The sequence below is a fragment of the Duncaniella sp. B8 genome (genome assembly GCF_005304985.1).
Taxonomy (GTDB): Bacteria; Bacteroidota; Bacteroidia; order Bacteroidales; family Muribaculaceae; genus Duncaniella; species Duncaniella muris.
Genome location: NZ_CP040121.1, coordinates 563,408 through 584,438 on the forward strand (window position 1 = coordinate 563,408; position 21,031 = coordinate 584,438).

General features: G+C 53.2%; 18 protein-coding genes. 10 read left to right on the forward strand and 8 right to left on the reverse strand.

What is annotated here, in order from left to right; genetic code table 11:
* Positions 1-27 precede the first annotated feature (27 nt).
* Positions 28-2,376, forward strand: a complete 2,349-nt coding sequence (locus tag FDZ78_RS02590; protein WP_240740321.1) for an endonuclease — start codon at positions 28-30, stop codon at positions 2,374-2,376.
* A 222-nt stretch (positions 2,377-2,598) separates the two neighbouring features.
* Here the strand turns inward: FDZ78_RS02590 and FDZ78_RS02595 are convergent, their stop codons facing one another.
* Positions 2,599-3,087 carry a hypothetical protein gene (locus FDZ78_RS02595; RefSeq protein WP_107031258.1) on the reverse strand — a complete coding sequence of 163 codons (489 nt, stop codon included), beginning with the start codon at positions 3,085-3,087 and terminating at the stop codon, positions 2,599-2,601.
* Between the two features lie 237 nt (positions 3,088-3,324).
* Between FDZ78_RS02595 and FDZ78_RS02600 the strand changes: the two genes are divergently transcribed.
* Positions 3,325-4,107 (forward strand): hypothetical protein, encoded by a 783-nt coding sequence (locus tag FDZ78_RS02600; RefSeq protein WP_123398540.1) that lies wholly within the window; start codon positions 3,325-3,327, stop codon positions 4,105-4,107.
* A gap of 93 nt (positions 4,108-4,200) precedes the next feature.
* Here the strand turns inward: FDZ78_RS02600 and FDZ78_RS02605 are convergent, their stop codons facing one another.
* Together FDZ78_RS02605 and FDZ78_RS02610 are read right to left on the reverse strand one after the other, a co-directional pair.
* Complete coding sequence (locus tag FDZ78_RS02605; protein WP_240740322.1) at positions 4,201-5,910, reverse strand: alpha-amylase family protein; 1,710 nt, start codon at positions 5,908-5,910, stop codon at positions 4,201-4,203.
* 11 nt (positions 5,911-5,921) lie between these two features.
* Entirely contained in the window at positions 5,922-6,725 is an 804-nt protein-coding gene (locus tag FDZ78_RS02610; protein WP_168189998.1) for a patatin-like phospholipase family protein, read from the reverse strand.
* Positions 6,726-6,830: 105 nt separating this feature from the next.
* On the opposite strand from FDZ78_RS02610, the gene FDZ78_RS02615 reads away from it, so the two are divergent.
* The 5 genes from FDZ78_RS02615 to FDZ78_RS02635 all read left to right on the forward strand — a co-directional run bounded on the left by FDZ78_RS02615 (position 6,831) and on the right by FDZ78_RS02635 (position 13,309).
* Positions 6,831-7,961, forward strand: coding sequence for a DNA polymerase III subunit delta' (locus FDZ78_RS02615; protein ID WP_136409032.1), 1,131 nt, complete (start codon positions 6,831-6,833; stop codon positions 7,959-7,961).
* Between the two features lie 112 nt (positions 7,962-8,073).
* Positions 8,074-11,019, forward strand: a complete 2,946-nt coding sequence (locus FDZ78_RS02620) for a PD-(D/E)XK nuclease family protein (protein WP_136409033.1) — start codon at positions 8,074-8,076, stop codon at positions 11,017-11,019.
* Between the two features lie 41 nt (positions 11,020-11,060).
* Entirely contained in the window at positions 11,061-12,170 is a 1,110-nt protein-coding gene (gene hemW / locus FDZ78_RS02625) for a radical SAM family heme chaperone HemW (protein WP_136409034.1), read from the forward strand.
* 105 nt (positions 12,171-12,275) lie between these two features.
* Positions 12,276-12,476, forward strand: coding sequence for a glycerophosphodiester phosphodiesterase family protein (locus tag FDZ78_RS02630; protein WP_136409035.1), 201 nt, complete (start codon positions 12,276-12,278; stop codon positions 12,474-12,476).
* Between the two features lie 83 nt (positions 12,477-12,559).
* On the forward strand, positions 12,560-13,309 hold the full coding sequence (locus FDZ78_RS02635) for a tyrosine-protein phosphatase (RefSeq protein WP_136409036.1): 750 nt from the start codon (positions 12,560-12,562) through the stop codon (positions 13,307-13,309).
* 18 nt (positions 13,310-13,327) lie between these two features.
* On the opposite strand, the gene FDZ78_RS02640 is transcribed toward FDZ78_RS02635, so the two are convergent.
* From FDZ78_RS02640 to FDZ78_RS02650, 3 genes are read right to left on the reverse strand one after another with little or no spacing between them, the layout of a single operon-like run.
* A complete protein-coding gene (locus tag FDZ78_RS02640; protein ID WP_136409037.1) occupies positions 13,328-14,176 on the reverse strand; it encodes a patatin family protein in 849 nt (282 codons plus the stop codon).
* A gap of 37 nt (positions 14,177-14,213) precedes the next feature.
* Complete coding sequence (locus FDZ78_RS02645; RefSeq protein ID WP_136409038.1) at positions 14,214-14,984, reverse strand: TIGR03915 family putative DNA repair protein; 771 nt, start codon at positions 14,982-14,984, stop codon at positions 14,214-14,216.
* Positions 14,981-16,240, reverse strand: coding sequence for a putative DNA modification/repair radical SAM protein (locus FDZ78_RS02650; RefSeq protein ID WP_136409039.1), 1,260 nt, complete (start codon positions 16,238-16,240; stop codon positions 14,981-14,983). Before FDZ78_RS02650 ends, FDZ78_RS02645 begins: the two co-directional genes overlap by 4 nt.
* Before the next feature lie 96 nt (positions 16,241-16,336).
* On the opposite strand from FDZ78_RS02650, the gene FDZ78_RS02655 reads away from it, so the two are divergent.
* Both FDZ78_RS02655 and FDZ78_RS02660 read left to right on the forward strand, forming a co-directional pair.
* Positions 16,337-16,603, forward strand: coding sequence for a glycosyltransferase (locus FDZ78_RS02655; protein WP_205746906.1), 267 nt, complete (start codon positions 16,337-16,339; stop codon positions 16,601-16,603).
* Complete coding sequence (locus FDZ78_RS02660; protein ID WP_136409040.1) at positions 16,542-17,441, forward strand: glycosyltransferase; 900 nt, start codon at positions 16,542-16,544, stop codon at positions 17,439-17,441. Before FDZ78_RS02655 ends, FDZ78_RS02660 begins: the two co-directional genes overlap by 62 nt.
* Before the next feature lie 57 nt (positions 17,442-17,498).
* Here FDZ78_RS02660 and FDZ78_RS02665 read toward each other — a convergent pair whose 3' ends face one another.
* Both FDZ78_RS02665 and FDZ78_RS02670 read right to left on the reverse strand, forming a co-directional pair.
* Positions 17,499-19,196: a M56 family metallopeptidase gene (locus tag FDZ78_RS02665; protein ID WP_136409041.1), complete on the reverse strand. Its 1,698-nt coding sequence runs from the start codon at positions 19,194-19,196 to the stop codon at positions 17,499-17,501.
* 56 nt (positions 19,197-19,252) lie between these two features.
* A complete protein-coding gene (locus FDZ78_RS02670) occupies positions 19,253-19,645 on the reverse strand; it encodes a BlaI/MecI/CopY family transcriptional regulator (protein WP_107031243.1) in 393 nt (130 codons plus the stop codon).
* 260 nt (positions 19,646-19,905) lie between these two features.
* On the opposite strand from FDZ78_RS02670, the gene FDZ78_RS02675 reads away from it, so the two are divergent.
* The gene (locus FDZ78_RS02675; RefSeq protein WP_136409042.1) at positions 19,906-20,907 is read left to right on the forward strand and encodes an aldo/keto reductase; all 1,002 of its coding nucleotides are present in this window, start codon (positions 19,906-19,908) and stop codon (positions 20,905-20,907) included.
* Positions 20,908-21,031: the final 124 nt, after the last annotated feature.

The following is a 21,031-nucleotide window of genomic DNA, read 5'->3' on the forward strand; positions in this document are numbered from 1 at the left end:
GCCGTCATTCCTAATGGCGGCAGTTCTTTGGGGGCCGCTCCCTCCGACTATTACAAAAGCTGCGAAGGCAAAAAAGCAGCTGATCTTCTGTCAGCCCTGTGCAAGGTTGTAGGCCCGCACACCAACGTAGGCTACAGCGGACTGTGGGGAGTCTACGGATCCTCCGATATTGACGAAAACGGAAAGATCTGGGACATGTATTCGACCAAACGCTGGACCTACCGCAAAGAACAATGCGGAAGCGGCGGCTACACGAAAGTAGGCGACTGCTACAACCGCGAACACTCCCTGCCGAAAAGCTGGTTTAACGATGCAAGTCCGATGTATTCCGATGCTTTCCACATCTATCCTACTGACGGCAAGGTCAACGGACAGCGCAGCAACCATCCCTACGGCGAATGCGCCAACGGTTCTTCTGTTGCCGCCGCCAACGGAGTCAAGCCTCTCGGCAAGCTCGGAGCCTCAACCTTCCCCGGCTATTCCGGCACTGTGTTTGAGCCCGTTGATGAATACAAAGGTGACTTCGCGCGTTCCTATTTCTATATGGCCGCGGCCTACAACGACCGCATCGCCTCCTGGAACGCTACCGAAGCCAGAGCCATGCTCGACCAGAACAGCTATCCGGTGTTCGATGCCTGGGCCGTCAGTCTGCTTCTCAAATGGCATCGCCAGGACCCGGTCAGCCAGAAAGAAATAGACCGCAACGAAGCCATCAGCAAATATCAGGGCAACCGCAACCCCTTCATTGACCACCCCGATCTGGCCGACCACATCTGGGGCGACAAGAAAACCGAAGGCTGGCACTCATCGGCCACCATGCAGCCGGTGATCAATCTTCCGCTTAACGGCTCGACAGTCAACTTCGGAGTCACAGCCGTCAACTATCCTCTGCAGGTGCCGGTGAGAATCGAAGGCATGAACCTCACATCGGCTGTCAGTCTGACCGTCAGCTCCTCCGATTTCTCGCTCTCGCGCACATCAGTCCCGGCAGCCGAAATCAACGGCTCGGCAGCCACAGTCACTGTCACCTTCCGCTCATCGACAGCAAAAAATGCCACAGCGGTCCTGACTCTCACTTCAGGATCACTCGTGACAAAAGTCAAACTCACAGCCAGTGCCATCAACGGCATCCCGGCCCATGAGGCAGCCTATGTGACCGAAGACTCTTTCACCGCCTGCTGGACCGGTCTTGCCGGAGACTCGGACTACACTCTGACCGTCAGCCTCAACGGCACACCGATCAGCGGCTATCCCGTGACCGTGCGTGCCGATGACGGACGCCACATCGTTACCGGTCTCGAACCCGGCACCACCTATACTTATCAGCTCTCGTCGGCCACAATGAAATCCAATATCGTGACCGTGACCACAGCCGTGCCACAGCCCTCAATTGACATCATGCACTATGGCTCCGACAGCCGCGTGGTGCTCACCGCAATGCCCGGCGAACCCTCTGACTGCGAGGAATTCTGGCTGGAGACCGAAAACATCGACTCTGAAATCACCCTCTCGGTAAACAGCCCGTTCGAACTCTCGACCGACAAAGCCGAATGGACCCGCACCCTGATCCTCCGCCCGATGGAAGACCGCTTCTACATCCGCATCGCCGCAAGCCCTGCCGGACACTACGAAACGTTCATCACTGCCACCGCCGGAAGCTATTCCACCGACGACTCAATGGTGGAAGCCATCGTGACCGATCCCTCGGTGCCGACATTCATCGAGACATTCAACCCCATCGGAAGCACCTCTTACGGAAACCACGTCTACAAAGGCTCGGCCACCACATGGAACTGCAAAGATGTGCTCTTCAGCGCATCGGAAGGTGTTGACAAAACAGGCGCCGTGCGCTTCGGCAAAACCACATCAAGCTCCATCACCACCGCATCGGCCAAGCCTGCCGGCATCGGCACCATAAGCTTCCAGGCCAAACGCTTCGGCACCGATGATGACGCAGTCATCGAAGTGGAATACTCGGCTGACAGCGGCCAGACATGGCAGAGTGCAGGCAAAGCCGAAATAAGCTCATCGGCTTACACGGAATTCACCTTCCCGGTCAACGTCAAAGGCGACAACCTCATCCGTCTGCGCCAGACCTCCGGCGAGCGCGTGAACATCGACAACTTCACCGTGACCGACTATGCAGGCCAGTCAGCCATAGAGATAGTAGATGACATCCAGACCTGGGAAGCCTACTCGCTCGGCGGCTCACTCGTCATCGAGAACCACGGCGAAGCCTCCCGCTTCATCGTCTACAATCTCGAAGGCATGATCCTCGCCGACCGCACAGTCAGCGGAAGCGCCACACTTCCGCTCACACCCGGCTTCTACATCGTCTCCAACCTCACCGACATCCGCCGCGTGGTAGTGAAATAACAGTACCCGAAACCGAAAGGCTGTTTAACCAACAGTTTCTAAAATCTGACCGTCAGAGATTGCGTCTGATATCGCAGCCTCTGACGGCATTTTTTATCAGAGGTCATTAAAAACAACCTCTGATAAAAAATTAAAGCAAATTAAAATCCATAACTTGTGATTGTTTTTTTCACAAGTTATGGATTTGTATGATTCAGCAGTTGAGCTTATGTGGAGTTCGTATTACAGCTTGGTGTAAGTTATATAAGTTTCCCCATCCTGGTCTTTCTGATACGTTGTCATGTTAGTGTCAGTGAGCTTTTTAATTGTAGCTTTCATTGTTCCGTCAATGAATTGGTTACCCTTAAGTCTTACTTCGCCAGACTGATTGAACTTCCATTCCCGGCTTGATGCACTCCAATAATAACTGATAATTTCAATATTATAGGATTCGGTTCCAGAATCGAAACTGCCAACTTCGATATCAACTTTCTGAGCGTCTATAATGTTGTCACCGACAGGAATACCCTGTCCATTAAAGTTAAATGTTTCGTCAAACTCATATTTTTCATCCTGAGCATCACCAACATATTCCCAACCTCTGATATTTGTAATGTACCAATTGCCCGAAATACGTGCGGGATCGACATGTTTGGGCTCGTCATCGTCCGAGCAAGCTTGCAAAGCGAAAAGCATTACAACCACAAGCAGATAATCAGTAATTTTCTTCATGTTATATTTAATTATTTTGATTTAACTTCTATGATATAGAAGACATGATAAGCACAACACTTCCTGTTATTTCAAAATGTCAGGGACTGAACAATGCCAATACTATTACAAAATTACACAATCGAGTCGGAATACAAAATTTTCACCTTGAAAATTCGCCATTTACGGAACAATAAAGAATGTACATCTGAATAAAAATATTAACTTTGCAAGCGGACTAAAGAACATTCTCGCAATATGGGCTTAGATATATATTCAGGAAAACTGACCCGCTACTACAGCCGCAACTGGAAAACCATCGTCCAGCAGATGTCTGAGGGAAACGGACAGAAATGCGTAATGACAGACGGTTCAGGCAATGAAATGAAACCGGTTGAAGATCCGTCGGAAATTGATCAGATAAGAGAAACGGTCACACGATGGATTGACAATATCGCCACCGGCATCGACCAGCCTCTCCCTTCGCCATTATGGGACGAGACAAGCGAATGCGCTTACTATACCGACAAACCGGATTGGGAAGCATTCGGCGCACTGGTGTTGTTGCAGGCCTGCCAGTCTCTGAATCGCCCGTTGCCGGAATATGTGGAAAACAGATGGGACGCACTTGAAGATCCTATAGTCAAGGAAGCTATGTCGAAAAAAATAGTCAACTCATTGCTTTATAATGTAGATCTCTGGCTGCCCATTCCTGACAATGCTATTTTTATAGCGGCATACCCGACAGGCAATGAAGGCTCAATCTCCACGGTGTCACTTCTGAAAAAGGAACTGGAAGAACTGAACCGGCAGCTGTGGAAAGCCGATGAGGCCACTATCCTCTCATGGCGCAACGATAAATACTATGTTCCGGTAAAAACCAAAGAGCCGAAACTCATTTTAGGATTCATCAGACGGACTAACAAAACACCAAAGGAAAAATACCGCACTGAAGATCTTGCCCAATGCGCCTACTCGATGCTCTACCAGGCTGTCCGATTTGCGGAAGAACACCGGGTGCCGATAGTATTGGACTATTAGAGAGCCATCTTAAAATATGAAAGGGGAAACGTCCGGTGACAGGCGCATCCCCTTTCACTATTTCATGACCGCAACGACGCGGTTACGGGTTGATCACTTTTTGGCTTTCTGACGGATCTGATTGTGGCGGATTTTCCAGACCACGGCATCATAAGGCGGCACCATTGTGCGGAAAGGCTCGGTGCTGCTCAACTGTTTGGTGTCCTGCTCGCGGGTTATGAGCTCTGTGGCTACGGCCTCGCCTTCTGCTATGCCTAACATCTCGAACGCATGGCGCGGAATGTTGATGCCGAGATCACAGGAATCAGCCGAGAAGTTCACTGCTATCACAAGAGTCTCGCCGTCGCAGTGGCGCATGAAGGCATACTGGCGGTGAGGATTGAGTGTAGGGTTATGATAGTTGACATACATAAGGTCGAAGAAACGTCCCTCGGAGATGGCTCTCTCGCGGTTGCAGATGTTAAGGATGGTGCAATATTTTGACCTCAGCCAGCGCTCACGCGGAGTCAGCAAGGCTCCGCCTGGCTTGCCGTCGTTATACCACCGGCGCAGAGTGCCGACACTCCAGTAGTCAAAAATTGTGGTTCGTCCGTCATAACCGCTGAAGCCCTCGCTGTCTGTGGCCTGCTCTCCGAGTTCCTGGCCGGCATAGATCATCATCGGACCTGTAGAAATCATGGAGCTGACCACCAGCGACGGAATCACTTTGGCGGGATCGCCGGCATAGAACTTTGAGCCGAATCGCTGCTCGTCATGGTTCTCAAGGAAGTTGAGCATGTGCCGGGAAATGCCCTCGACAGTCTGCCAGCAGTTTGTGATTGTAGCAGCCGAATGGTTGTGACACTGGATGGCCCGCAGAGTATCGTAGAGGTTCACCTTGTCATAGAGATAGTCGAAACCGCCCTTTTCGATGAAATCGCGGTAGATATGGATGTCATAAAGCTCGGCTATGAATTTCACGTGCGGATAGCGGTCCTTGACATTAGGGATGGCCCACTGCCAGAATTCCAGCGGCACCATGTGGACCATGTCGCAGCGGAACGCATCGACTCCTTTCGAGGCCCAGAAGCGCAGAATGTGGAGCATCTTCATCCAGGTGTCAGGGATGGGCGAATAGTGAGTGCTCCAGTTGCCGGGATCACGCCCGTAGTTCAGCTTGACGGTGTCATACCAGTTGTTGACGCCAGGGAAAGCCGAGAAGCAGTCATCACCCGTGGCCTTGGCCGGAAATTCGATATATGCTTTCTTCCCGCTGCCCATGTCGACCGACGGAGCGAAAAGCTGACGGGTTATATAATAATAATTGTTGTTCGGATCGAAGAACATGTCGGTATTGTCATCTTCGCCGAGGTCCTTGATTCCGGCCGGCTTCACATCGCTGTGATAGCAGCGGGCTGTGTGGTTCGGAACAAAATCGATGATCACGTCAAGACCGGCATCATGGGTGCGGGCCACGAGAGCTTCGAATTCTTCCATTCGCTTGCCGACGTTGACAGCAAGATCGGGGTCAACGTCATAGTAGTCCTTGATGGCATATGGAGAACCGGCCTGGCCTTTGACCACGTGAGGATTGTCGGGGCTTATACCCTCGCTGCTGTAGTCGGTCCGTGTGGCATGCTCGATCACTCCGGTGTACCACACGTGGGTGGCTCCAAGTTCCTTGATGCCTGAAAGTACGGCTTCATTTATGTCGTTGAACTTGCCTGAACCGTTCTGCTGATATGTGCCTCCGGGAATGCAGTTACGGTTTGAGTTTGTAAAAAGTCTTGGTAATAGCTGATAGATGATTGGTTTTCTGTCCATTATGGATAGTTTCATTTTTTCTTCCGCCGTTCGCCGCGCAGGGTGAATCCCGCATCCAGGAGAGCCTGGAGCGTATTGTCGTAGCCTGAGCGGAACACACGGGTTATTTCTTTGAGATTAAACACTTTGTAAGATGCCACATCGTCAATAGAGATGGCAAGGTCGCAAAGCTCCATCTGAGCCTGCGAATTGTTTTTGACAAGCAGATCATAGGTGCGGTGGGCTATGTCCATCAGAGATTTCGGCTTGCCGCGCGATGGCATGGGGCTGCAGTTGATGCCGATGAGATATTTGCACTTGTCTCTGAGCGCCCAGGCCGGCAGGTTGGCCAGCACTCCGCCGTCGACGTAAGTGACACCTTTGATTCTTACAGGTTTGAATATAATAGGAATACTGCACGAAGCCGCCACACAGTCCACAAGAGTGCCTTCCGAGAAGGCCACCGGACGGTTGTTGTCAAGGTCCGTAGCGCAGACCATCGCCGGAAGAGGCAGTTCCTCGATATTCTCATAGCGGACATGCCTGCGCAGAAACTTTTTGAAGCCGTCCATCGAGAAGAAGCCGTCACGCGGCACACCCAATTCAGCGAAATCGCCGAATTTGGCATCGCTGAATACCTTGATGATCTCTTCAGGAGCCATTCCGGATGCATACATCACCGAGACTACCGAGCCGGCACTCACGCCGGCCACAATGTCGGGCTTTATGCCGACCTCCTCAAGAGCCTTGAGAGCACCGGCATGGGCAAAACCGCGGGCTCCCCCTCCACTGAGGACGAGTCCGAGTTTATATGGCTTGCGCGAAAATTTCAACATGTCAAGCATAACAGATGCAAATTTAGTATAAAAACGCGAGATTTTACCTAGGCGGTTCAAGAGAATGTCTAAAATCTCATGTTTTTATGCTAAATTTGCATTACCATGAAGTTCAGTCAGATTCCATCACATGAAAATGTCAAGCGGCAGCTGCGTGACATGGTGGCCGACGGCCGCATTCCCCACGCGCTGCTTCTCCACGGTCCGGCAGGCATAGGAAAATTCATGCTTGCCCGCACGTTCTCCCAGTTTGTCCACTGCCAGTCACCCACGCCTGACGGCGAGCCTTGCGGCTGCTGCCAGTCATGCGTTCAGCATGAAAGTTTCAACCATGTCGACAGCATCTATGTGTTTCCGGTGGTCAAGACCGAAAAGCTGAAATCTCCGGTATCTGATGACTATATGTCGGAGTTCAAGGAATTTGTCGGCGCGAGCCCCTTCATGGATTTCGACCGCTGGACCGGATATTTCGAAAAGAAAAACGCCCAGCCGGCGATCTACGTTTCAGAGAGCGAGGCTCTTGAGCAGCGGCTTGCGGTGACAACCACCCTCTCGCGCTACAAGACCGTGATCATCTGGCTTCCCGAAAAGATGAACGAACAGACAGCCAACAAACTGCTGAAACTCATTGAGGAGCCTTTTGCCGACACGATTTTCATACTCGTCTCTGACAATGCGGCCTCCATTCTACCGACAATCTACTCGCGTTGCCGCCCGATAGAGATGAAGCGTCTCAGCGATGAGACTGTGGCCCGTTATCTGACCGAGAATCTGGCCATAGATCCGCAGGATGCGCTCTCGATGGCCCATATAGCCGCCGGCGATGTCAACAGCGCGCTGCGCGCTATGGATGCCACAAGCGTGAGCCGGATGTTTTTCGATCTCTTTGTCAGACTCATGCGCCTGGCCTACCAGCGCGATGTCAAAGGCCTGAAGGAGTGGAGCGCCGATGTGGCGGCCCTCGGCAGAGAGCAGGCTGTAAAGTTCTATGATTACTCCCAGCGTCTCATCCGCGAGAATTTCATCTACAACTTCAATATTCCCGATCTTCTCTATCTAAACCGCAACGAGGCCCAGTTCAGCAAGAACTTCGCCCGCTTCATCACCGAGAACAATGCCGAGCGCATCATCGCCGAAATGAACCGGGCGGCTTCTGACATTGCCGGAAATGCAAACGGCAAGATAGTGAACTTCGATTTCGCGATTAAAATGATCATCCTGATCAAGAATTTCTGACAGTCCGGCCCCGGCGCGCATGACGCTGAGGCCTTATCCCCCCACTCACCAGCACTCCACCCCACTCGCCTTAAGAGGTTTTGAGGTTGTTTAAAACCAAATGTGAAAGCCAATGATCCCCTTCCTCCGCCAAGTGGCCGGGGCCTATGCGGCCAATGAACTCGGCAATCTCCAGGACTATTGCTTCGTGTTTCCCAACAAGCGAAGCGGAGTCTTCTTCACCCACTATCTTGCGCTCGAAGCCGCAGGGAAGCCCTTCCTGATGCCTGAGATAGCCACCATCGCAGAGGTAACGCGCAGTTTTTCGGCACTGACCGAAGCTCCGCGCCTTGACCAGCTCTTCATTCTTTACAATGAATACCGCGAACTGAGCGGCGAGAACGTGGCTGACTTCGACCGTTTCCTCTTCTGGGGCGAGATGCTGCTTAACGATTTCAATGATGTGGATCTCTATCTGGTCGACCCCCACAAGCTCTTTGTCAATCTCCAGCGCTTCCGCGAAGTGAGCGCCAACTATCTGACCGAGGAGCAGACCGAGATCATCAACCGCTACTGGGGCGAGAAGTTCGTACACTCCAGCCCGGATGAATTCTGGAACCACATCCACTCCACCCCCACTCCGCTCGAAAACAAATTTCTGCAACTGTGGGAGGTGCTTGACGAGCTTTTCGAGCGCTTCCACAAACGCCTGCTTGACAACGGCATGGCCACCCGCGGCATGTTTGCCCGCAACGCCGTCAATCTTCTGAGCAAAGGCAGAGACCGCAAGCTGCCCTTCAGCCGCTACATCTTTGTGGGATTCAATGTGCTGACGCTTTCAGAGATCAAGATTTTCGAAAAACTGCAGGCGCGCGGATGTGCCGATTTCTACTGGGACATGGCCTCGCCGGCTTTCAGCGCAAAAGGAAACCGCGCATCGCTTTTCATGCAGCAGAACGTGGGCTGCTTCCCTTCTCTCTATGATCTGGGCGAACTCTATCCTGAAAATCCGGACTTCCCGAAAATACATATCACCGGAGTGCCGAGCGCATTCGGTCAGACCAAACTTGCCGGACAGCAGCTTGACCGGTGGATAGCCTCAGGAGCTGTTACGGATACGGCCGATGCGATAGACACAGCCGTTGTGCTTCCTGACGAGAGCCTGTTCATCCCGATGGTCCACGCCGTACCCCCCGCCATCAGCGCCCTGAATGTCACAATGGGTTTCCCGCTTAAAAACACAGCGGTTTCATCGCTCATGTCGGCCATCGTCAATCTTCATCTCCGGAGTTCCCGCTCCCGCGGCGAGTGGAGCTTTTTCTATGAAGACATGCGGGCAGTGCTCACCCACCCCATGCTCCAGAGCTATGCTCCTGAAGGATGCAATGCGCTGCTGCGCCTGATGGTGGAGCGCCGTCTCTACATGGTCAGCGCCGCTCTGATAGCCGAGACCGCTCCGGCACTGGCTTTCATTTTCACTCCGGTGACCGACACCAATGGCATAGATGAGGTACACGACTATTTCTTCAGGCTCGCAAGCACTCTGCGCGAGTTCACCGCCGGCGATAAGGAGAGGATGATCGAAAATTATTTTCTCGACACCTATCTGATAGAGCTTGAGAACATACGCCGAGCCTGCCGCAACTGGAAGATCAGCATGAAGGACACCACCTTCATACAACTGCTTCAGTCAACCATCTCGTCGGCCAGCATCCGCTTCACCGGCGAGCCGCTGAAAGGCCTGCAGGTGATGGGTGTGCTGGAGACGCGCGCGCTTGACTTCGACAACCTCATCATACTGTCAATGAACGAGAGAGTCTTCCCCCGGAAACAGTATTCGCGCTCGTTCATTCCCGATTCGCTGCGGCGCAGCTACGGCATGGCCACCACCGAACTGCAGGAATCGATCTTCGCCTATTCGTTCTACCGCCTGATCTCCCGCGCCACAAATGTGAGGCTCTTCTACGATGCCAGAACTCTCAGCGGCAAAAACAGTGAGATATCACGCTACATAGCCCAGCTGCTCTATCTTTTCCCGGAATGCGAGGTGGACCATGACCTGGCGTCATTCTCAAGCGTAATCTCCGAGGAGGCCGGGCTGACCGTGGAGAAAACGCCTGAAATAATGGCCAAACTGAAAGAATTTACTGTTAAAGGCGGAAGAACGCTTTCAGCATCATCGATCAACGGCTATATCAACTGCCCGCTTTCGTTCTACCTGAAAAGAGTCTGCGGACTTGACCTTGACGAGGAGGTGATGGACTATATGGATTCCGGAACCTACGGTGACATCATGCACGCCGCAGCCGAAAGACTCTATAAGGAGCTGCGCGGTTCACGCCACGAGGTGAAGATCACCTCTGAGATTCTCGATTCGTTCATAAAGGACGAAATAAAGCTCGATACGGTGATCACGGAACTGATCAACGAAAAATATAACCGCTATCCGGCCGGCGACCGCACTCCGCTTGTGGGCGAATGCAAGGTGCTGGCCCGCGTGATGAAACATTTTCTGATACTGATGTTCCGCGCGGAAAAAGGGATCGCACCCTTTGACTTCATTGACGGCGAACACAAGGTCAGAGGCACCATGCGCATCACCGACTCTCTGAGCGTCAACATCTATCAGATCATCGACCGCATAGACCGCATCTATCCCTCAGGCCGCTACGGCGAGGGGCTGGGACTGCTCCGCATAGTCGACTACAAGACCGGCGGCGATCTGACGGAATTCAAAGATATGGACGAGCTTTTCGATCCGGAGATAAAAGACCGCCGCAAGGCCATACTCCAGCTGCTGTTCTACTGCAACGCCTATGCGCAGCAGACAGGATATGACGGAGCCATCAGGCCTCAGATCTATCCCTTCCGCACTCTCTCCACTTCGGGGCTGCCCCCTCTGAAGTATTCCGGCGAGGCGCTTGACGACTACCGCCCGGTCAACGAGGAGTTCATGGAGCGCTTCCGCTCAACTATCGCCGAGATTTTCAACCCCAACATACCGTTTACGCAGGCTCTCAAGGAAGACAGCTGCACTTTCTGCAGTTTCAAGGCTATCTGTCGCAGGAATCCGCAATGATCTGACCGTCTTACAGCTATCCCCCCACACTCATACCGTCTATGAAACTATATGTCCACATACCTTTCTGCCATGCCAAATGCGCTTACTGCGATTTCTATTCAACTCCGCGCCGCGAGTGGATGGAGGCCTTTGTCGATGCGGCCATCGGCGAGTGGGGAGAACGGTCAGCCGGGCTCAGCGAGCCGGTCGATACGCTCTACTTCGGCGGCGGCACCCCGTCGTCACTTCCGGCTGAACTGCTCCGACGGTTGCTTGAGGCTCTTCCGACCGAGAATCTGCGCGAGGCTACAATAGAGGCAAACCCTGAGGATGTGACCGATGACTGGGTAAGATTCATCAGCGGCGAGACTCCGTTCAGGCGCGTGAGCATGGGGGTCCAGTCGTTTTGCGATGACGAACTTGTCACCGTAGGACGCCACCACAGTGCGGCCCGTGCGGCGGAGGCTATCGACTGTCTGCGCCGTGGCGGCATAGACAATCTCAGCTGCGACCTCATCTACGGACTTCCCGGACAGACGGCCGGATCATGGCGCAGGTCTCTTGAACGGCTGATCAGTTTCAGACCGGAACATATCTCGGCCTATCTGCTGTCATATGAACCTGGAACCCGCCTGGATGCGATGCGCCGGAAAGGGACGGTCACCGAGGCGGACGATGATATGGCCGAGGCGATGTATGAGGCTCTGTGTGACATGACCCGCATGGCCGGATATGTTCACTATGAGATTTCAAACTTCGCGCTTCCGGGCTGCGAGGCCGTACACAATTCGGCCTATTGGGACAATTCGCCCTACATAGGCCTCGGCCCTGGGGCACATTCGTTTGACGGATTCAGAAGATCATTCAACCCGTCGTCGCTTAAAGACTATATCGCCGCCGGAGGCCGCGGTTTCGGCATCACGGAGGAAGAAAGCACCGACAGCCGTTTCAATGACCTGCTGATCACCCGCCTGCGCACCCGCCACGGGCTGCACCCCGATGAAGTTGAGCGGCTCTTCGGACGGCCGGTCCGCGATTTTTTCACGGCAACGGCCATTCCGCTGATCTCAGCAGGCGATCTCGAAGTCTCTCCCTCCGGCGCTTACGTGATCCCCGAATCATGCTGGCTCACCTCCAATTCCATCCTCCTCCCCTTCATAAGAGTATGATCCCATTGAAATAACTATATACTGAAATCCGACTTAAAAACTCCAGCCAACGCGACCCATCCCGACATCCGCCTGCAGTATCAGGCCGATGCGAAGTGGCAGGAGATGTTCGAGTGGTCGACAGCCCACGGACTTGACGTGCAGATCAGAGCCGCTCTTGTGGATGCCAACTGCGTAAGGCGCTATCACGAAGCCGGCGTAAAGGTGAATGTGTGGACCGTAAACACTCCTGAGGAGTATTCACGCCTCAGCAATCTCGGCGTTGACTACATGGTGACCGACTATCTCAGCCCTGAGTCCTTATAAGAATTTAACTACCCGAAGCGGGCTATTCTCACCGCTTATGCTTAACTTTGCGATTCAGTTAAGAATAGTTTAAAGAATGACCTATGGGCCTTTTCAGTTTTCTTTCAAAATCAAGCGATCCGTTATGTCTGCCGTTCGCAACAGACATTCACTGCCATATTCTTCCGGATGTCGATGACGGCTCTCCCGATGTGCAGACTTCGGCTGAACTTGTGGAACGGATGAAGTCATGGGGCATCAGCCGCATCATAGCCACTCCTCACATCACTGAAAGTTCTTTTGAGAATACGCCTGAAACGCTCGACCGGGCGCTTGATGCTCTTAAAAGCGAACTCGCCAAGCGCGAAATCAGCATTGATCTGAGCCGTTCGTCGGAAAACCGCATCGACGACTATTTCCGCACTCAACTGGCAGCCGGAAATATCACGCCCTATCCCAACAATTACATTCTTGTGGAGAATTCGTTTATTCAGGAGCCCTGGCAGCTTGATCAGTTTCTGTTTGACCTGAAACTGAAAGGCTACCGCCCGATACTCGCTCATCCGGAGCGTTTCTTCTATTACTTCGAGGAGCATCCCAACCGTTACGATGAACTTCACCGTGCCGGCAATCTGTTTCAGATCAATGTGCTTTCGCTTGCCGGAAGCTATACCCGGAAAGAGAAAAAAGCGGCTGAAAAACTGATTGAAAAAGGCTATGTGGATTTTCTCGGTACAGACCTCCACAACCACCGCCATGCAGACACGATCGACGCTTATCTGCGCTCCAAAGACGCCTCGCGCCACTTCGCGGCACTCAAAGGCCACCTGTTCAACGACCGGGTGTTTATCTAAACTCTACTACTTCTGGTCTCAACCGCGGAGGAATTCTTTGAGGCGGGGGATGATGGCGAGGGCGGTGCGACGGCCGGTGTCATAGACGAGCTGCATCTTGCCGGGGTTCATTTCTACACGCCCTATGGGAAGGGGTGATTCGGGGGCGATGACAAAGGCGTGGCCGGCTGCGGCCTGTGAGGCTATGTAGTCGAGCTGGGAGTTGTACATTTCGTGACGTCGGGCCATTGCACGGGCTATAGCCGGGCAGCGTGGCAGCAGAAGCCGCCAGAGCCATGCCGGAGAGGCTGTCTTACGGTAGTCGCGCGGCTGGGTGAGCACTACCACATTGCGTTCATAGCCCAGAGACTGAAAGTATTCCAGCGGTATTGAGTCGCTGATGCCGCCGTCGAGCATACGGCGCCCGTCGGAGACTCTGACCGGGCGGGTGACGACTGGCATAGAGGCCGAGGCGCGCAGCCATTCAAGGGAGTCGTAGTCGACGCGGTCCATCCGATAGTAGGCCGGAGAGCCGGTGGTCACGTCGGTGGCCACGAGGTAAAATTCCATCGGATTGCTCTCAAAGGCTTCGATGTCGAAAATGTCGAGTTCGAGCGGGAGGGTGTGATAGGCGAACTCGGCTCCAACGAGATCGCCGGTGGTGAGGAGCGAGCGCAGCCCCATGTAGCGCGGATCACGGCCGAAGCGCAGATTGTAGCGCAACACGCGGCCCGGCTGCCGCGACTTGTAGTTGCATCCGAAACTCGATCCGGCCGAGACTCCGATCAGTCCGTCGAAGTCTATGCCTTCTTCCATCATCACGTCGATCACGCCGGCTGTAAAGAGCCCGCGCATCGCTCCGCCTTCAAGCACAAGTCCTTTTTTCATTTTCAATAAACCATATTTGTCTCCGTAAAGTTACGGATTATTTCTGCATTTCCGTAAGATATTTCCAATATCTTACGGGCATGTCCTGCCTTTGCTTGCGCGGATTGAGGCGCTCCATTATTGCTGTAGACTTCACATAGGCTCGCCAGAGGTCCTGGAAGAGTCGTTCCTGCGGGTGCATGATCTCTTCGGAGAGGAGTCCGGTCTGCATGTGGTAGCCGTCGGAACTTATGACCACCCGCTTCAGTTCCGCGCCGTCGTAGTGGTAGCCGTAGTCACGCAGGCGGTCATAGATGATGAAAGGCTGGTCGGAAAAACGGTCGGCAAAATGATTCACGGCAAAGGGCAATACATCAAAAGCAGGCTCTATCATGCCAAAATAAGTGCCGTCAGCCGCTTTCTGGAATCTCACGAACTGAAGCAGTCTGTGGGCCTCTCCCCTGACCCTCCGGCATTCCTTGAGCACGGCCAGGACGGCAGGGTCGGAAAAATCGGTCTCGACAGACACTCCGGGCGATGTGACTGCCCGGCTGATGAAACGGAGTGCGAGGATTGGAAATTCAGGGTTGTCTGTCAGAAATGCCGATGTCAGAGCCGCGCGGGCTGAGGCGGTGATAACTTTGGTGAGTTTTCGCCACACGCGGCCACTCTTGTCGCTGTCGGTCTCCACCTGATGGACCAGATCATAGAAGAGAGGCAGGGAGCCGTCAGGGGTGAGCAGCGCGTCGGGCTTCTCCCTGCGCGCAAAAGAGTCGAAGACGGCCGAGAGCAGGCCGTCGAAACTGCCGTCAAAACGATAGATGATCATGAGAAATCAAATGAAAGCTGGAGTGGATTTTCGCCACGGCTCTTGCGGGCGGTTAGCAGACGGCGCACATATTCCGGAGAGGTATCGGCGATTGATGGCGCCACCAGTTCGCCGCAGGTGATGAAATATTTTGCCCTCTTCATGGCCACTCCGATTTTCGACAGATGGGAGGAATTGAGATGACGGTAACGGCGTGCACTGACAATCAGAGCGGCTGATTTCACACCTATGCCCGGCACACGCAGAATCATCTCGTAAGGAGCGCGGTTGATGTCGACCGGGAAGGCTTCGGGATGACGCAAAGCCCATCCGAGTTTCGGATCAACCTCCAGATCGAGGTTGGGATTGCCCTCGTCAGCAATCTCTTCGGCCTTGAACTGATAGAACCTCATCAGCCAGTCGGCCTGATAGAGGCGGTTTTCACGCACGAGCGGCGGCTGTTTAAGCGCCGGCAGACGCGAGTCATACTGATTGACCGAGACGTAGCCCGAATAATAGACACGGCGCATGGTAGGCATACTGTAGAGAGCCGAGGATGTGAGCAGTATGTCACGGTCGGTGTCAGGAGAGGCACCGACAATCATCTGTGTGCTCTGCCCTCCGGGCACGAAGCGGGGCACGTGGCGCATCTTCTTTTTGTCTTCCTGACACTGCAACACACCCTGACGGATGAAGCCCATCGGTTCATAGACGCTTTTATGGTCTTTCTCCGGAGCGAGATATTTAAGCGACTGTTCGCGTGGAATCTCGATGTTGACGCTCATGCGGTCGGCATAGCGCCCGGCTTCATTGACAAGCTCACGCGAGGCTCCGGGGATGCTCTTGAGATGGATGTAGCCGTTGAAGCGGTGGATCAGGCGCAGGTCTTTGGCTATACGGGCTATGCGCTCCATTGTGTAGTCGGGGTTGCGCACCACGCCGGAACTAAGAAAAAGCCCTTCTATATAGTTGCGGCGGTAGAATTCCATCGTTATATCGACCACCTCCGAGACCGAGAGAGTGGCCCGCGGAATGTCATTGCTGCGCCGGTTGATGCAGTAGGCGCAGTCATACATGCAGTAGTTTGTCAGCATCACTTTCAGCAGAGCGATGCATCGGCCGTCGGCGGCAAAACTGTGGCAGATGCCCACACCGCCCACAGTGTTGCCCACGCCCTTGCCATCGTTGCGCCTCACCGTGCCGCTTGACGAGCATGACACATCATATTTGGCCGCCGCTGCCAGAATTTTTAGTTTCTCAAGAGTAGCTTCCGTCATAACGTTGCAAAATTAGCCATCAGACGGGCAAAACGAAAACACACCCATGTTAAAAATCATCAAAGACCGCTACCGCTAATAATATTTACTATTTTTGTGGCTCCATTAACACAGACCATCACACAACTCGCCATGAAGTCCAACCACCATCCGGCCGTCAGCATCATAATGCCGGTCTACAATGCCGAGAAGTTTCTGCATGACTCAGTCGGTTCTATCCTCCTACAGACATGTCAGGATTTCGAACTTATCTGCTTCAACGATGCTTCAACAGACGGAAGTCTCCGCCTGCTAAAAGAGTTTGCCGCGCCATCCATCCATCCATCCATCCATCCATCCATCCATCCATGCGTATCCGCATGAAAGAGTGCGGGTGATCGACTCTCCGGTCAATATCAAGCAGGGCGGTGGCCGCAACCGCGCTTTAGCAGAGGCACGCGGCGAATATGTGATGTTTGTGGATGCAGATGACGCTTTACGCTCCGATGCAGTGGCTGTCTGCCTCGAAACGGCCAGGCGCGAGAATGCCGACATGGTTATCTTCGACTATGCCCGCTTCTCGTCAGCCCCTGCAAATATCGGCGAGGAGATCTGCCAGCTCGGCAAGGATGCTTCCGGACTCCGCGGTGAAGATCTGCGCAGAAGGATACTTGACAGATCAACCCCGGTGTGGTCGGCGATGTATCGCAAAGAGCTGATCACTGACAACGGGCTGTTTTTCCCGGAGAAAGTTTTCTATGAGGACAATGCCGTGGCGCTCGCCATGCAGCTGTCGGCCAAAACGCCTGTGAAAATCAACGAAGCTCTCTATCTCTACCGCTTCGACAATTTATCGGTCACACGATCGACGAACAACTATCATTTCTTCGGCCGGCTTGCGTCAGCCGTGACCCTTATGGACCACCTGAAACGACTTGGCCTGTATGAGCGCTATCGCAAGAAACTGGATTTCATTTTCATAAACCAGTATTTCACCCACAGCATATTCGGCTGCATCTACCGTTTTGACCGTGTGCCGATGCTACGCCACAACTATATCCGCAAGACTATCTCACGCCATCTGCCTGACTACCGTTCAAATCCATACTTCAAGGCACAGCCGTTGCGGATGAAGCTGAAGATCTTTACCCATGTCAGATTCCCAAGACTGATAAAACTAATGTCAAACGTCAGCCGCCGTCTCCACAGAGCCGGCAGCTGACGCTGTCATTTTATACTTCTATTACTTAACTCCCTGAGGAATAAATCTCTTACAGGGCTATTTTTTCATTTCAATCCGGATGACTCCTTCCTTTGATTTGTCGACTGTCATTGATTCGATTTTCGAGGGGTCGATGTCTGCCAGATTGCCTTCATAAAGTTTGCCGTCGACATATACTTTGACTTCCTCCTTCCGTCCGTCAACATCTGCCACCTGCTTGTCATCAACTGACTTTACTTTGACAACAGGCATGGCAGTGTTTTCTTTTTTGGCATCGTCTTTGAGGCTGAAACCAATGGGGAGAACATAGTAGACCGAAACCGGCTTGCCGTCTACCTCTCCGGGTTTAAATGCCGGCAAAGTGCTGACCACTCTCATGGCCTCTTTGTCCAAAAGCGGATCTGCACTGCGGAGCACACTGGTCTCGCCAACCGAGCCGTCTTTGTTGATGACAAAACGGACCACCACGCGCCCCTGGATTTTTTTATCTCTGGCTTCCTTAGGATAATGGATATTGTCAGAGATGTACTGCAGCACAGCGGCGTCGCCACCGGGGAATTCAGGCTTCTTCTGAACGACGGAATAGACCGACTCCGGAGCGTCTGCTTTTTCAGCAGTCTTCCCGCTTGGCTTATCACCTTCGGAGACCGCGGCCGTCATGGTCTCGGCTGCAACAGCTGCCACGGCATTGCCGGTATGGTCAGAGACTGTGGCCGGTGACATTTGCGAGTCCTGAGTTTTTTCGCTAACTTCGCGGGTGGAAACCGCGGTGCTTTCGGTAGAGGGAAGACCGCTGACCGCAGTCAGGATTTCAGCCGCTACCGGTTCCGAAGTCTCTTCGACAAGGAAGCACGCCGCAGAGGTTTCCTCAAGCACTGCCGCTACGGCATCAATGTTTGTCACTGCGATGGCTGCGGCGAGCGCAGGCACCAGGGCCAGACCGCGCAGACGGCGGGAGGCCGATGAATTCTGATTGTACATCATGGTGATACGTTTTTTAAGTTTACTATGATTCAGGCTGTTGGCAAGTGACGGGAATCTCGCGCCGACAGCCTTTTTTATTAATAACATCTGATAGTCACGGGCAGGGATGCCTGATTCGAGCACGGCCTTGTCGGCCTGGTATTCATGGACGGTCTTGAACTCCTCGCGCATGAGCCACGCCGAGGGATTGTACCACTGGAAAATGCTTATGATCTGCGCTACAGCCAGGTCAATCCAATGACGCAGACTGAGGTGCTTGAGCTCGTGGGTAAGGATCATGCGCCCGCTCTCGTTCCAGTCGCTACGGCTCATGACCACATAGCGCCACCAGCTGAAGGGTGCTATGCCGCGGTCATCGGTAAGAATTATTCTGTAAGGTCCCTCGCTGACGGTCTCTCCGGCCGAGATGATGCGCCACAGCCTTAAGACAATCAAGAGTGTCTGCACGGCCGTCAGCACTACTCCTGAAAGGTAGATCCAGAGCACAGCGGTGAGCCACAGAGGCTGAGAACCGACGCTCTCGTCGGCCGCCAGGCCGATCTGTATCTGCCCCATCTCGATTTCGGACATCACTGCAGCCGGAGCATCGGCGCCAATGGATGCGGCCAAGCGCAACAGCGGCAGACCGAGAAGCGCGACAAGGCATATCAGCCACAGCGCTGTGCGGTTGTAGGCATGCTGATTCTCTCCTGCAAGCACCCATTTATATGAAAGATAGAGCAGGGAGAGGAGAATGGAACTGTAGAGCGAGTAGGAAAATAGTATGCCCATATACCTTATAATATAAAGAGAGTTTTTTTATTGAACGGAAGAGCAGGATGGCGGTTTTACTTGTCGCTGTCGCTGTTTTTTCTTTCAACAAGATCTATGATCTCCCGCAGCTCGTCAAGCGAGATTTTTTCTTCCTCCACAAGGGCCGACACCGCATTCTTATAGGAATTGTTGAAATAGTCGCTGACAAGGCGGGCAAGCGATTTCTTGCGGAAGTCTTCCTGCCGCGCCACGGCATAGTAGCGGTGGGAGGCAGCTACGACTTCATGGCCCACATGGCCTTTGTCTTCAAGAATGCGCACTATGGTTGAGACGGTGTTGAAGTGGGGCTTGGGTTCGGGATAGATCTCAAGCATCTCGCGGACGAACATCGGACCGTGCTCCCAGAGCATTCTCATGATGACCAGTTCTTTCTCGGTCAGAATCTGTGGTTTCCTTCCTGCTTTCATAAATGTCTGTCTGAGTTAGAGGCTGTTTAATAACAATTCATGGTATCAAACTAATACATTAGTTGACACGGCAAAGATATAACTATTTTTTTAATTCCCAAAACTAATATATTCGTTTTACTCGGTTAAATATTGTTAACTGCCACTTTATCCGATTTCTAAAGGGCATATTTGTCTCGCTCAATGGCGGCGGATGGATGCCGGATTTTGTAAATTTGCAATTCCCCCAGCCTGTCAACAACAAATAATCACAACTCTATATGATAAACCCCATCTACACCCCTGCCCCTGCAAGATATGACAGCGGCATGAAATACCGCCGTTGCGGATGCAGCGGCATACTGCTTCCGGAGATTTCACTCGGCCTCTGGCACAATTTCGGCGATGTCAATCCGCTGTCCGATTCTATGGCTATGCTGCACTATGCCTTCGACCACGGCATCACCCACTTCGATCTGGCCAACAACTATGGTCCGTCATACGGTTCGGCTGAGGAAACCTTCGGCATTGTCATGGAAAAATCATTCGCTCCCTACCGCGACGAACTTTTCATCTCGACCAAGGCCGGCTATGACATGTGGCCCGGTCCGTACGGCAACTGGGGTTCGCGGAAATATCTTATGGCGAGCCTCGACCAGAGCCTCCGCCGCATGAAACTTGACTATGTAGATCTGTTCTACAGCCACCGCTTCGATCCGGAGACACCGCTTGAAGAAACCCTGCAGGCGCTTGTCGACATTGTTCGTCAGGGTAAGGCTCTCTATGTCGGGATCTCCCGCTGGCCCGCCGAGGCTGCCCGCAAGGCCTACAGCTATCTTGCCGAACGCGATGTGCGCTGCCTGATCTACCAGGGCCGCTACAATATGCTTGACCGCGCCGACGAGGCCGGAGGCATAATCAGTGAGGCGGCTGACAACGGTGTTGGCTATATAGCGTTTTCACCTTTGGCCCAGGGGCTTCTGACCGATCGCTATCTCAACGGCATTCCGGAAGATTCGCGCATTGCTCTCGGCGGCCATCTGAAATCCGACTCTCTGACTCCCGGCCTGCTCGAATCGGTAAGAAAGCTTAACGGTCTGGCAGCAGAGCGCGGTCAGAGCCTCGCCGAGATGGCTCTCGCCTGGATTCTACGTGACCGGAAAGTAACGAGTGTGATCGTAGGCGCAAGCTCCACCTCCCAGCTCCAACGCAATCTCAGCGCTCTGGAATCGCCGGCTTTCAGCGATGAGGAGCTGCAGATAATCGACTCCACAAACCCGTGACGCCTGCGCGCTTTGCGCTGCGGTGTCACAGACTCCACAAAACAAGCAAATCCCCCGTGCTCGGATCTGAGCACGGGGGATCGTCATATAGAAAACTTCGTTAGATCTTTCTATTTTCTATCGT

Bases quoted from the DNA above. Each gene is read 5' to 3' on its own strand.
- FDZ78_RS02630 (WP_136409035.1), top strand. From the start codon at position 12,276: ATGTTCGAGTGGTCGACAGCCCACGGACTTGACGTGCAGATCAGAGCC.
- FDZ78_RS02600 (WP_123398540.1), top strand. From the start codon at position 3,325: ATGGGCTTAGATATATATTCAGGAAAACTGACCCGCTACTACAGCCGC.
- FDZ78_RS02665 (WP_136409041.1), bottom strand. From the start codon at position 19,196: ATGGGCATACTATTTTCCTACTCGCTCTACAGTTCCATTCTCCTCTCC.
- FDZ78_RS02615 (WP_136409032.1), top strand. From the start codon at position 6,831: ATGAAGTTCAGTCAGATTCCATCACATGAAAATGTCAAGCGGCAGCTG.
- FDZ78_RS02650 (WP_136409039.1), bottom strand. From the start codon at position 16,240: ATGACGGAAGCTACTCTTGAGAAACTAAAAATTCTGGCAGCGGCGGCC.
- FDZ78_RS02675 (WP_136409042.1), top strand. From the start codon at position 19,906: ATGATAAACCCCATCTACACCCCTGCCCCTGCAAGATATGACAGCGGC.
- FDZ78_RS02670 (WP_107031243.1), bottom strand. From the start codon at position 19,645: ATGAAAGCAGGAAGGAAACCACAGATTCTGACCGAGAAAGAACTGGTC.
- hemW (WP_136409034.1), top strand. From the start codon at position 11,061: ATGAAACTATATGTCCACATACCTTTCTGCCATGCCAAATGCGCTTAC.
- FDZ78_RS02620 (WP_136409033.1), top strand. From the start codon at position 8,074: ATGATCCCCTTCCTCCGCCAAGTGGCCGGGGCCTATGCGGCCAATGAA.
- FDZ78_RS02640 (WP_136409037.1), bottom strand. From the start codon at position 14,176: ATGAAAAAAGGACTTGTGCTTGAAGGCGGAGCGATGCGCGGGCTCTTT.
- FDZ78_RS02635 (WP_136409036.1), top strand. From the start codon at position 12,560: ATGGGCCTTTTCAGTTTTCTTTCAAAATCAAGCGATCCGTTATGTCTG.
- FDZ78_RS02645 (WP_136409038.1), bottom strand. From the start codon at position 14,984: ATGATCATCTATCGTTTTGACGGCAGTTTCGACGGCCTGCTCTCGGCC.
- FDZ78_RS02595 (WP_107031258.1), bottom strand. From the start codon at position 3,087: ATGAAGAAAATTACTGATTATCTGCTTGTGGTTGTAATGCTTTTCGCT.
- FDZ78_RS02610 (WP_168189998.1), bottom strand. From the start codon at position 6,725: ATGTTGAAATTTTCGCGCAAGCCATATAAACTCGGACTCGTCCTCAGT.
- FDZ78_RS02605 (WP_240740322.1), bottom strand. From the start codon at position 5,910: ATGGACAGAAAACCAATCATCTATCAGCTATTACCAAGACTTTTTACA.